General features: G+C 35.9%; 13 protein-coding genes, 1 other RNA gene and 1 pseudogene. 8 read left to right on the plus strand and 7 right to left on the minus strand.

From position 1 onward, the window contains the following. Positions 1-121 precede the first annotated feature (121 nt). The 3 genes from rpsT (at position 122) to AC5YC8_RS08355 (ending at position 3,083) form a co-directional block, all read left to right on the plus strand. Positions 122-388 carry a 30S ribosomal protein S20 gene (rpsT, locus tag AC5YC8_RS08345; RefSeq protein WP_004696602.1) on the plus strand — a complete coding sequence of 89 codons (267 nt, stop codon included), beginning with the start codon at positions 122-124 and terminating at the stop codon, positions 386-388. A 137-nt stretch (positions 389-525) separates the two neighbouring features. Next, a complete protein-coding gene (locus tag AC5YC8_RS08350; RefSeq protein WP_496164193.1) occupies positions 526-2,460 on the plus strand; it encodes an acyltransferase family protein in 1,935 nt (644 codons plus the stop codon). 182 nt (positions 2,461-2,642) lie between these two features. Next, entirely contained in the window at positions 2,643-3,083 is a 441-nt protein-coding gene (locus AC5YC8_RS08355) for a hypothetical protein (RefSeq protein WP_496118450.1), read from the plus strand. Positions 3,084-3,146: 63 nt separating this feature from the next. Here AC5YC8_RS08355 and AC5YC8_RS08360 read toward each other — a convergent pair whose 3' ends face one another. Beyond that, on the minus strand, positions 3,147-3,893 hold the full coding sequence (locus AC5YC8_RS08360) for a histidine phosphatase family protein (RefSeq protein ID WP_496164194.1): 747 nt from the start codon (positions 3,891-3,893) through the stop codon (positions 3,147-3,149). A gap of 51 nt (positions 3,894-3,944) precedes the next feature. Beyond that, positions 3,945-4,796, minus strand: coding sequence for a 3'(2'),5'-bisphosphate nucleotidase CysQ family protein (locus AC5YC8_RS08365; RefSeq protein WP_496164195.1), 852 nt, complete (start codon positions 4,794-4,796; stop codon positions 3,945-3,947). A 15-nt stretch (positions 4,797-4,811) separates the two neighbouring features. Between AC5YC8_RS08365 and AC5YC8_RS08370 the strand changes: the two genes are divergently transcribed. The 4 genes from AC5YC8_RS08370 (at position 4,812) to AC5YC8_RS08385 (ending at position 7,836) form a co-directional block, all read left to right on the plus strand. Next, on the plus strand, positions 4,812-5,498 hold the full coding sequence (locus tag AC5YC8_RS08370; protein ID WP_496164196.1) for an HAD-IA family hydrolase: 687 nt from the start codon (positions 4,812-4,814) through the stop codon (positions 5,496-5,498). Further along, positions 5,491-5,931 carry an RNA-binding S4 domain-containing protein gene (locus AC5YC8_RS08375; protein ID WP_496118443.1) on the plus strand — a complete coding sequence of 147 codons (441 nt, stop codon included), beginning with the start codon at positions 5,491-5,493 and terminating at the stop codon, positions 5,929-5,931. Before AC5YC8_RS08370 ends, AC5YC8_RS08375 begins: the two co-directional genes overlap by 8 nt. Positions 5,932-6,075: 144 nt before the next feature. After that, positions 6,076-7,116, plus strand: coding sequence for a recombinase RecA (gene recA, locus AC5YC8_RS08380; protein ID WP_496118441.1), 1,041 nt, complete (start codon positions 6,076-6,078; stop codon positions 7,114-7,116). A gap of 105 nt (positions 7,117-7,221) precedes the next feature. After that, entirely contained in the window at positions 7,222-7,836 is a 615-nt protein-coding gene (locus AC5YC8_RS08385) for a regulatory protein RecX (RefSeq protein WP_496164197.1), read from the plus strand. A gap of 60 nt (positions 7,837-7,896) precedes the next feature. On the opposite strand, the gene ffs is transcribed toward AC5YC8_RS08385, so the two are convergent. Continuing rightward, positions 7,897-7,993, minus strand: an RNA gene (gene ffs / locus AC5YC8_RS08390) — signal recognition particle sRNA small type. Positions 7,994-8,273: 280 nt separating this feature from the next. Between ffs and AC5YC8_RS08395 the strand changes: the two are divergent. Further along, a pseudogene (locus AC5YC8_RS08395) lies at positions 8,274-9,129 on the plus strand (YbgF trimerization domain-containing protein). A gap of 58 nt (positions 9,130-9,187) precedes the next feature. On the opposite strand, the gene lpxA reads toward AC5YC8_RS08395, so the two are convergent. The 4 genes from lpxA to AC5YC8_RS08415 are packed head-to-tail and all read right to left on the minus strand — an operon-like array spanning position 9,188 to position 12,026. After that, the gene (gene lpxA / locus AC5YC8_RS08400; RefSeq protein ID WP_496164198.1) at positions 9,188-9,976 is read right to left on the minus strand and encodes an acyl-ACP--UDP-N-acetylglucosamine O-acyltransferase; all 789 of its coding nucleotides are present in this window, start codon (positions 9,974-9,976) and stop codon (positions 9,188-9,190) included. Next, positions 9,973-10,458 (minus strand): 3-hydroxyacyl-ACP dehydratase FabZ, encoded by a 486-nt coding sequence (gene fabZ, locus AC5YC8_RS08405; protein WP_496118550.1) that lies wholly within the window; start codon positions 10,456-10,458, stop codon positions 9,973-9,975. Before fabZ ends, lpxA begins: the two co-directional genes overlap by 4 nt. 5 nt (positions 10,459-10,463) lie before the next feature. Next, entirely contained in the window at positions 10,464-11,537 is a 1,074-nt protein-coding gene (lpxD, locus tag AC5YC8_RS08410) for a UDP-3-O-(3-hydroxymyristoyl)glucosamine N-acyltransferase (protein ID WP_496118436.1), read from the minus strand. A gap of 3 nt (positions 11,538-11,540) precedes the next feature. Continuing rightward, entirely contained in the window at positions 11,541-12,026 is a 486-nt protein-coding gene (locus AC5YC8_RS08415) for an OmpH/Skp family outer membrane protein (RefSeq protein ID WP_496164199.1), read from the minus strand. Positions 12,027-12,039 lie beyond the last annotated feature (13 nt).

Raw genomic sequence — 12,039 nt, forward strand, 5'->3', positions numbered from 1 at the left:
TTAACTGCATTATTTAATCAAAATATGGCACTTGTTTACGGGCTGGTGATCATTCTTCTGGAGATGGTTTTCAGATGCAATTTCAGCCCGCCCAGACCAATCTAATTCAAGGAGTGCACGAGTGGCAAACTCTGCTCAAGCTAAAAAACGTGCTCGTCAAAACGTTAAAGCACGTAAACACAACGCAAGCTTGCGTTCTATGGTTCGTACTTACATCAAACGTACAGTAGCTGCTATTGCTGCTGGCGACTATGCTGTTGCATCAGAAGCGTACAAAACTGCTGTACCTGTGATCGACCGTATGGCTGACAAAGGTATCATCCATAAAAACAAAGCTGCTCGTCATAAGAGCCGTTTAAACGCACAAGTTAAAGCATTAGCTAACTAATTTGTTGCAGTAAAAAAAGCCCTTTTAGGGCTTTTTTTATGCCTTTTATTTTTAAGTCATAATACCTACCAAACACATAAGACTTACGTTAATATTAGCCATTTTTTACTTTTAATATATATAAAGGCTTAATTTAAATGGGGTTTCGTGAAGATATTAACGGATTAAGAGCAATAGCCGTTCTCGCTGTTGTCTTATTTCATTTTAATCCACAATGGCTACCTGGTGGATTCGCTGGAGTTGATGTTTTCTTTGTCATTTCTGGCTTTTTAATGACCTCCATTATTTTCAGTGGTGTAGAAAAAAATACTTTTAATTTATTCAACTTCTACAATGCTAGAGCAAACCGAATTATTCCCGTACTTGCAGCCATGTCTGCAGTGTTACTTGTATTCGGTTGGTTTTACCTACTACCAACTGATTACCGTGATTTAGGACGTCAAGTTGAAAAAAGCTCTCTATTTATTTCGAATCTACTATTCGCAAAAGGTGGTGGGTACTTTGATACTGCAGAACATACTAAATGGCTTCTTCATACCTGGTCTTTATCTGTTGAATGGCAATTCTATATTTTTTTCCCAATCATCATTATTACGCTTAAAAAGTATCTAAGTTTTAGTAACTTGAAGCGTGTAGTTTTAGGCTTGTTCTTGGCAAGTTTTATATACTGTATTTATGCAACTTATAAAGACAGCAAAACAGCTTACTTTTTACTTACAAGCCGTGCATGGGAAATGTTACTTGGTGGTTTAGCATTCCTCTATCCCTGGTCACTAAAGAATAAGTCACATCAAAGAGTTACTCAGTGCTTAGGTATAGTCTTAATTATTGCCTCATATTTCTTAATTTCAAAAGATACGCCTTGGCCAGGATACATGGCACTAATACCAGTATTAGGTGCATATTTAATAGTCGTTGCTAACTATCAAAATAACTTCCTAATAAACAACCCTATTTCAAACCATATTGGTAAATGGTCTTATTCTATTTATGTTTGGCATTGGCCACTTGTAGTTTTAGGTTTTTACTTTGCGTTTGAAAATTGGTGGATTTATGGTATCCCATTATCTCTTTTACTTGGGTTCCTAAGTTATCAATTTATTGAAAAAATTAATTTCCTAAGATATTCATCTTGGAAAGATATCTTCAAAGTTAAACCTTTTTATATGTTTTTAATTATTGTAATTTGTGGATATATAATTAAAGAATTTGATGGCTTTAAAACCCACTATCCCCAACAAGTAATTAAGATATTGAAAGAAGGTGAAAACAACAACCCATATAAATGCGATTCCTCACTCCGAGATCGTAGCGTTGAAGAATGTATCATTGGGAATAAAAATAATATTAAAGCTATTATAATAGGTGATAGCCATGCAAATTCACTAACCACATCTGTTTCATCCATATTCAATACTAAAACTCAAGGCATAATTTCAATAACAACTTCAAGCTGCCCTTTTTTACTCGATATCAACATTAAAGATTTAGATCATAATGATGATTGTTATCAAATAAATAAAAGTCGCTTACACCTAATACAGTCATTAAAATATCAAAATACACCTATTGTTCTAATCTGGAGATCAAATGCATATATCGAAGGTCAAAATGACCCTGAACGCATTGAATACCCCAACAACCCAAATATTTTCTTAGAAGATAAATATCCCCTATCTAGAAAAGAAGCCTATGATGCTTTCAATAAAAGCCTCTCAACGACAATTTGTACTATATCTAGAACTAATCCAATATATATAGTACAACCAGTTCCAGAAATCCCCCTTAATGTTCCCAAAAGAATGGCTCTCAATCTATTATGGGACGTGAATCAACCAATTTTATACCCATACCAAGATTATCTAACTAGATCTAGTAAAACTAGAGAAATTATAAATAATGTCGCACAAAAATGCGGAGCTAATGTATTAGATCCCGCAAAAATTTTATGTAAATCAGGTCAATGTATTTCTGAACACAAAGGGCTCCCAATCTATCGAGATGGTGACCATCTCAGTGAGTATGGAAATAAACTTCTAACACCAATGTTTAAAGAAGTCTTAAATCCATAAAATAAAAAAAGCCCTTTTAGGGCTTTTTTTATGCCCGTACTTTATTAAAAGTAAACAATACTCATTCCATTTTTTATTCAAATTACCAATTCAGAGAATAATAATCCCATAAAAAAAGTATGGTATTATTTTTTAGTCGTTACATTCCATATAAGCAAATTTTCTTAATTTGGGGCAACATAATGATTAATAAATTTCTACCAACACTCGACAAATTTCAAGAAACAGAAAATCAGTATATTGAATACTTCAATTCAAAAGGTGAAACCGACATCATTGGTAAAGTCATTTCTAATATGAAAGGCACTGCTGAAATTCAAGCCTCCCAAGGTGTCGACTCATGGTTAGGTTACGGTGTTTACTTACCTGCCATTGAACGGATATTTGCCCTACATGAAGGTGAATCTGAAGAAGAATTCTATTCACGCACAAAATACCCTAAAGATGTTGTACACGCCTACACCATTCCAGAACATGATATTGCAACGCTAATTGCCGCAGACAAATACAATCGAATCCATCAACAAAGTATCCCTGTAAATACCTATGTCTGGCCTTTAAATGATGATGGCTTTACGATTAATTTATTGAAATTTGAAAATCGATTAAAAGCAAAAATATGATATTAAAAAAGCCAGTTACTCTTTAAATAACTGGCTTTTTTGAATAACTCGCTTTTTAAAATTTTAACCAACCAAACCATTGTTTTTTTCAAAATCACGTATATCAAGCTGATGTATTTCACCACGCCAAATCCATTTTAGCTGAGATTCTAAAAATACATCTCCTTCAAACCAAACAAATAAACCTTCCATCATTTTTGGCCAATCTTCTTTGGTAATGACTGAACGACCCGAAATTACAGCTAAAATTGCCGCCAAAATCGTGTCGTGACTCACAGCCAAACTTAATCCATTTTTTTGCTCAGGATGCGTATTATAAATAAGCTCAAGTACATCTACCGCACCATGAATGGGTTTTTTCATACCTGGTAATGCATTGTTTACAAAGCTATTAATAAAACCTAATGCGCCCTGCTCTTTGAAATATGGACCTGCTTGCTTAATATCAAGTACAAAACTTCCAGGCTCTACCAACAATCCCTGTTCAATAATTTCAATATTATGTGTATGCAGCGTCTCACCGATATCATCAGCTCCCTGAATCATCAGTGCTGCCGTGTCAATACATCGTTGAATTGGGCTAGATATACAATGTTTTATTGAGCGATCTGTATTTTTAATTAAATACCCACCCCATGCTTCCGCAAGATCTCGACCTTGATTCGTGAGTTGTAAGTCATATCCAGCCAAGCCTTTACCAGCCACTTCTTCACGAATTGAATGACGCGTAAATAATGTTACAGGCACTTTTGTATCAGGCAATAAATCAATTGCCTTTAACATACTTGCTGGAAGAAGATCTAATGCCATAATAAAAACATTGAAAGGATTTACCCCACTATATCACGAAGCAATATTTGCTCAATGCTTACTAGCCATAAGTTCTACTGCTTGAAATGCCAATTTTTTCATATCTTCATTCTTATATGCGATGAAACCATCATTTAACAATGTTTCTCTTTGATTATATAAAAATGCACGACCTTTAAAGTCAACCAAGCCACCACCAATACGTTCAAGCAGACATTGCCCTGCACTCGTATCCCATTCACATGTAGGATGGAATCTTGGATAAATATCAATTTGATCTTCAAGCATCATACAAAACTTATAAGCACTTCCCGCCTTAAATTCCGAATAGGCTGTTAATTCAGATATTGCTTGTAAATATTGCTCATATTTTGGTTTTTTTTGACTACTTTGACTTAAACCAATTTTAATAATTGTATCGTCACCCTTCTTTGAATAAATTGACCATTGTCGTGTTTCTATTTCATATTTAAGAGGAAAACCACTTTCAGGTGCAATATACAAAGTTCGCTCACAAGGAATCGCAAGAACGGCAAAACTTGTATTTTCTCCATCAACTAAACTTAAATTAATGGTAAATTCAGGTCGCTTATGCAAAAACTCCTTGGTTCCATCTAAAGGGTCTAACATCCAAAATTTTTGCCAATTTTGTCGAGTTAAATGATCACCTTCTTCCGAAAGCAAAGGTAATCTAGATATTTCCGCCAAAACTAATGTCAAAAAATGATTCACTCGATAGTCTGCCTGCGTTACAGGTGTATTGTCTTGTTTTTTCTCTATATCAAAAGCCGAACCTGAGCAATATTGTTGATATTCTTCTCGCAAAATTTCACATGCTTGTGTCAGAATGGGAACAAGCTGTAAAGTCAAACTATCTTGCGGCGCTGTTGTAGGCTTAAACATAGATTACCTTTAAATATGTCAAATCACTCTAAAAAACCAACAATCATTTTCGACATGGACGGAACTTTACTCGACCTTGCTTATGATGATTTTATTTGGAATCACCTATTACCCATTCGTTATGCAGAAATGCATCAATGCACAATAGAACAAAGTAAAAATACACTTTTTGAATTTTACCAAGAACATAATCATACGCTAAATTGGTACTCTTCACGCTTTTGGACAGCAAAAGTTGGAGTAGATGTTTTGGCTATGCAAATTGAATATAAAGATAAAGTCAAAAAACGTGAAGGTTGTTTAAAGCTCCTCAACTATTTAAAAGATAACAATTATCCAATTTGGTTAGCGACTAATGCAGATAGCGCAGGCTTAAAATTTAAATTAGAAAAAACGCATTTAGCAGAATATTTCGATGTAATTGTTAGTTCTGAAACAATTGGTCACGCCAAAGAATTTGTTGAATTTTGGCAAATACTCGCCAAACAACATCCTTTTGATGCTGAAACAAGTTATTTTATTGATGACACTGAAAAAGTGCTCAATGGCGCAAAAAACTTCGGTATTCAAAACCTTTTTAGTATACAGCAACCCTCTTCCGATAATGCTCCGCGCACGGAATTTGCATATCCTATGTTAAATAACTTAACTGACTTAATTCAACATTTAGAACAATCCGAGGAACGTGAAAAATATGCGTAAATCGAACCTAGCACCAGATGCTGTTGGCATGCGTGTCGATAAATGGCTTTGGGCTGCTCGCTTCTTCAAAACACGCTCTATTGCAAAACATGCAATTGAAGGCGGTAAAGTTCATCAAAACGGTGAACGCGTGAAAGTATCGCGTGAAGTTCGTATAGGTATGGAACTTACAGTTCAGCAAGGCATAGAAAAAAAATCTGTGATTGTTAAGGCACTGTCTGATGTTCGAGGTCCTGCACCCGTTGCACAACTCCTTTATGAAGAAACCGAAGTCAGTATTGCACGACGAGAATTGATTAATACCCAAAGAAAGATGCATAATCTAGCTCGACCTGATCACCGCCCAAGCAAAAAAGATCGTAGGGATATCAGCAAGTTCAAACAAGAAAATGATCAACAATTTGACCAGTCTTGGTCTTATAATGATGATTGATAGAAGCGTCATATTGTGTCGCACACAATATGATTTCAATAGAACATAAGTAAACTTTCTGTCACTATAGGCATGTGGAAATCGATTGAATCAAATACATCCACTTGAATATATTATTTAGTGACATCGTGTTGAGGTTATAAGATGGATGAGAATAAAGGTAAGGCGCTAAATGCTGCACTTAGCCAAATTGAAAAACAATTTGGTAAAAACACAGTTATGCGTTTAGGTGATAACACTGTACAAGCTGTAGAAGCAATCTCAACAGGTTCACTCACTCTTGATATCGCACTTGGTATTGGTGGCTTACCAAAAGGTCGTATCGTAGAAATCTACGGTCCAGAATCTTCTGGTAAAACAACCATGACATTACAAGCTATTGCTGAATGTCAAAAAGCTGGTGGCACATGTGCTTTTATCGATGCAGAACACGCACTTGATCCTCAATATGCACGCAAACTTGGCGTAGATATCGACAATTTACTTGTTTCTCAACCAGATAACGGTGAACAAGCACTTGAAATTGCAGATATGCTTGTTCGCTCTGGTGCAATCGACATGATCGTAGTCGATTCTGTTGCCGCACTTACACCTCGTGCAGAAATTGAAGGCGAAATGGGTGACTCTCACATGGGTCTTCAAGCACGTTTAATGAGCCAAGCACTTCGTAAAATTACAGGTAATGCTAAGCGCTCTAACTGCATGGTGATCTTCATTAACCAAATTCGTATGAAAATTGGTGTGATGTTTGGTAGCCCAGAAACAACAACAGGTGGTAACGCTTTAAAATTCTACGCGTCTGTACGTCTTGATATTCGTCGTGTTGGTCAAGTTAAAGAAGGCGATGAAATTGTTGGTTCTGAAACAAAAGTTAAAGTTGTGAAGAACAAAATGGCTCCTCCTTTCCGTGAAGCATTATTCCAAATTCTTTATGGTAAAGGTGTTAACCACCTTGGTGAATTAATTGATCTTGCTGTACAACAAGAAATTGTTCAAAAAGCAGGTGCTTGGTATTCATATCAAGGCGATAAAATTGGTCAAGGTAAAAACAACACCATTCGCTATTTAGAAGAACATAAAGATTTAGCTGAAACAATTGAAAAACTAATTCGTGAGCAACTGCTTACAACAGGTACAGTTGTTGAAGATACAGATGAGCAAGAACCTGATCTTTTAGATGCTTAATTCCATCATTTAGATCATCTTTAAGCATTCATACAGAGCGCCCTTCGGGGCGTTTTGTTATTATATCTAAGTATTTATTCGCAAATATTTTTCACTGAGAAAGTCATGTCCGACGCAAAGTTTAATAAACTTCTCGATTATGAAATGCTAAAACAACAATTTGGTGATGAGGAGGATCAAGCTCAAATATCATCAGCACCTTCTGGTTTAGCCTTTAATCCTGAAGAGCGTCTTTTTAGCCACACAACTACTGAAGATAAAAAACCTGGCTTAACAGGCTCTCGCTTGCGTTCTTATGCCTTTGCAGTACTAACACGTAAGGAATATTCAAAAGCGGAACTCATCGAAAAACTCGCGCTATATGCAGACAATCGAGATGAAGTTCTCGAGCTTGTCGATGAGTTATCTAAAGAAAACTACCAAAGTGACCAACGTGTTGCTGAAATTATGCTTTCAAGCCAAAAGCGTAAGGGGAAAGGCCCAAATCAGATTAAAATGAAACTGAAAAATAAAAAAATTGATGCGGCATTAATTGCAGATGAACTCAAAGAAACAGACTGGATTCAACAAGCCTACGAACTAAAAGTCAAAAAGTACGGAACTGAAGTCACTAAAGACCCAAAAATTAAAGCCAAGCAAATACGTTTTTTGATGTATCGAGGTTTTGAAATGGATGCAATTATAAAAGCAATTAATAGAAAGCCGAATGATTTTGAATAAATAGAGATAAAAATTTAGAAAAGGAAGGTTTAAATATTTTTATTATAAAACTGGTGGCAACCCTACCAGCAAGACTTCGGCACATCATTATTCTGTTACCGTTGCTACCTTCCGGTCCTGGCGGGGTTCACAGAGAACAATTGCGAAGTAACCGGCAGGGCTACCATTGCAAGGACAGAGTATAGAGATTTTTAATGAACTTGCAAGCGTACAAGGTTAATTTTCAGCAATGATTCATCCAATTGATTATTAATAAAACAAAATAATTTTTTATACACTTTGTCTTCAATATTATTCACTACAATCAATAACACTTAAAATAAAGTAACATTGTAAAAGCATATTGCAATTCACTGTTCAGACGTTTTAAATGTCTACATCAAACAAATCTTTGGTCATACCTATTGATCAATACTGCAATCTAAAATGGATATTACATTATGCTAAAAAAGCATACTCTATTTACAATAACATTGCTCTGCTCTGCTCCACTCTACGCAATTCCTATTGAATCTCGTGGATTGAGCCAAGATGCTGGAAATTACACAGCAACAACAGCAACTGCCATTAATGTATCAAATTCACCAAATGATGACTCTACTATTACGCCCACTAATATTAATTGGCAGCTCATGCAAAAAGCAGAGCGCTTAGAAAACGAATTACGCAGCTTACGCGGAAAGATAGAAGAACAAGATAATGAAATTGCTCAACTCAAACATGACTTGCAAAATCGCTATACAGATTTAGATCAGCGTTTAGAGTTACTTCAAGAAAAAGTTGACCCAGACTCTGTTGCTAAAGAGGAGGATAACCAACAAGATACTGTACCCAGTACAAAATAAAGTAGAAGCTACTCCTCAAGTTCAACCTAAAACAGTACAAACTTCGGTAGCACCTAAAACCACCAATAACACATCAACAACCAGCTCCGACAAAGCTGCATATACTGTTGCCCTAGAAGCATATAAGCAAGGTGGTGCGAAAAAAGCCATAGCCCCAATGCAAGCTTTTATCAAGAACCATCCTAATAGTGCTTATATTAGTAATGCATATTTTTGGTTAGCAGAGTTTAATTTAGGAATCGATCCAGCAAATTATATTGAAGCTAAAAAGAATTTTGAAATTGTTGCAAATAAATACCCAAATTCATCAAAAGCTTCAAGTGCATTATATCGACTGCATAGCATTGCACTTAATGTTGATAAAAACACCGCTTTAGCCAATAAATATAAAAGCCAAATTTTAACGAACTACCCTAAATCGGAAGAAGCAGGTTTTCTTAAAAAATAAGACTTAGAAATAAAAAAAGACACTAAAAGTGTCTTTTTTTTATTTCTTAAAACATCTATTAGCGGACAATACCACGCTTAGATTGCTCTACAGAATCAATAAAACGCTGAACCTCAGGAACCGTTGGTAAAATTTCATTACGGATTTTCTCAACCGCTTCCGTTGTCGTTAAACCAGCTTTGTAAATCAATTTAAAAGCATCACGAAGCCCTTGAATAACTTCTTTCGACCATCCCTTACGACGCATACCTTCAACATTCATTGCAGAAGCATGCGCAGGATTGCCTGACACCATAACATAAGCAGGAACATCTTTTAAGATTAAAGATGCACCACCAATCATGCTATAAGAATCAATTTTACAGAATTGATGTATACCAGAGTTACCGCCAATAATAACAAAATCACCTATATGCACATGTCCTGCAACACCCACATTATTTGCGAAAATATTATGATCTCCCACTAAACAGTCATGTGCAATGTGTGTATTTACCATAAGTAGGTTATAACTACCTACTTTTGTTAAGCTATTATCTTGTATCGTACCTCGGTGTAAGCTGCAATGCTCACGAATCGAGTTATGATCACCAATTTCTAGCCATGTTTCTTCGCCAGCATATTTTAAGTCTTGGCAAACTTCCCCAACACTTGCAAATTGAAAAATTTCGTTATTTTTTCCAATGCGCGTATACCCACCAACAACAACGTGTGAGTGTAACTTTGTGCCTGAGCCAATACTAACCTTAGGGCCAATAATACAATATGGACCGATTTGCACATCTGCTGCAATTTCAGCAGATGGGTCAATAATAGCCGTTGGGTGAATAAGTTCGTTATTACTCATGCCTGCCCTGTTCTTTGGTGTGAAATTATGATTTCTGCAGCTGCGGCAACAACACCATCAACTGAAGCAGTACAATGATACTTGTAAATGCCACGCTTTTGCATCACTAATTCAGATTTTAATACAAGTTGATCGCCAGCAACCACTTGTTTCTTAAATCTAACTTTCTCTGCACCAGCAAACAAGAACAAAGAACCCGGTCTTGGTTTCTCATCATTCATGATAAAACCTAAAACACCAGACACCTGTGCCAATGCTTCAATAATAAGAACACCCGGCATAATAGGATATTCAGGGAAATGTCCTTGAAAAAATTCTTCATTAATTGTGACATTTTTATAGCCAACAATCGAATTTTCAGTCACCTCAGTTACACGATCAACAAGTAAAAAAGGATATCTGTGTGGAAGATATTCACGAATTACATTAATGTTCATTGGTAATGTCGGGATCGTGAATGTTGTAGTATTAGACTCTGTCATCATAGTTATTTACGCAATTTAAATGTTGATTCAAGGGATTCAATTTGTGATTGCATATGATCAAGTCGTTTGACCAATTGGGTCAATGGCACATCTGCTAATTGTTTAAAGCGAACTGCAGCCTTTTTCCAGGAATTTGACTCCATCAGCGCAGTACCCGATGAATAACTACCAGCTTTAGAAATATTATTTGTCACCATTGACATTCCTGTGATTGTTACATTATCGGCAATATTAATGTGACCAACAATACCAACCGCACCTGCAAGCACACAGTTTTTGCCAATTGTTGTACTTCCAGCAATACCACATTTTGCAGCAATTGCCGTATTTGCTCCAATTTTCACATTATGAGCAACTTGCACAAGGTTATCAATAATGACACCATTTTCTAAAATAGTGTCATCTAAAGCACCACGATCGATACTACAATTTGATCCGATTCGTACATCATCACCCACAACAACTGAACCTAATTGTACAATTCGATGCCACTTTCCTTGATATGGAGCAAAACCAAAACCTTCTCCACCAACAACCGTATTTGCATGAATACGAACACGATTACCAATTTTACATGCGCCCGTTAAAGTCACATGTGAGTCGATAAAACAGTTTTTTCCAACCTCAACAAAATCATCAATTTTCACATGAGAGTGAATAATGGAATCATCACCTACAACACAATTTTCACCAATCACAACATAGTGACCAATATATGCAGTATCTGAAATTATTGCGGAAGGATGAATCTGCGCGGTATTTTCAATACCACGCTCAATTTGTTTACGCTCAAATACATGTGTCAAAATTGCAAATGCAAGATACGGGCTATCTACAACTAAAAAATTAGAATGATAACCCTCAAGCAAATCTTTATATGCTGATGTCACAATTAAGGCACCAGCTTTTGATTCTTTCGCCTGATTAATGTATTTCTCGCCATTTACAAACGCAAGCTGATGTTCATTTGCATTTTCAAGACTAGCCAATCCTTTAAACTTAAGATCAGCCTGTCCCAACACCTTCGCTTGTACTTGCTGTGCAAGAGCATCTAAGCGATAAAATTGATGATTCATAAATTATTTAATTGCATTAACCTTTTGAATGATTTTATCAGTTAAGTCAGTGCCTGCGTCAGCTGCAAGTACTGAATTTTTGTTTAAAACCAAGTCCAATTTATTTTCTTTGCGTAATTGTTCAGCAGCAGTTTTTACACGCGTTTCAAATGTTGTATTTGTTGCTTGCATAGTTGATTGAACTTTAGACTGAACTTGTTGCTGCAAAGAATTCAATTGAGTAGCTTTTGCTTCAAACTGCCCTTTTAAAGCATCAATTTCAGCTTGAGTTTTAGCAGTATTACCTTTTTGTTGAATACCTGCCAAATCTTTTTGAAGTTGTTCAATTTGAGTTGTTTGAGACTTAATTGATTGCTGCAAGCTACTTTGTTGCTGCTTTAAATAAGTACTACCTTGTACGACTTTTTCAACATCAACCACACCGTAATCTGCTGCTTGTGCTGCTGTAAATACAAAACCAGAAGCCAATGCTAGTAATACTTTTTTCATTTTTTAAAATCCT

The sequence above is a fragment of the Acinetobacter sp. FY731 genome, from assembly GCF_059515905.1.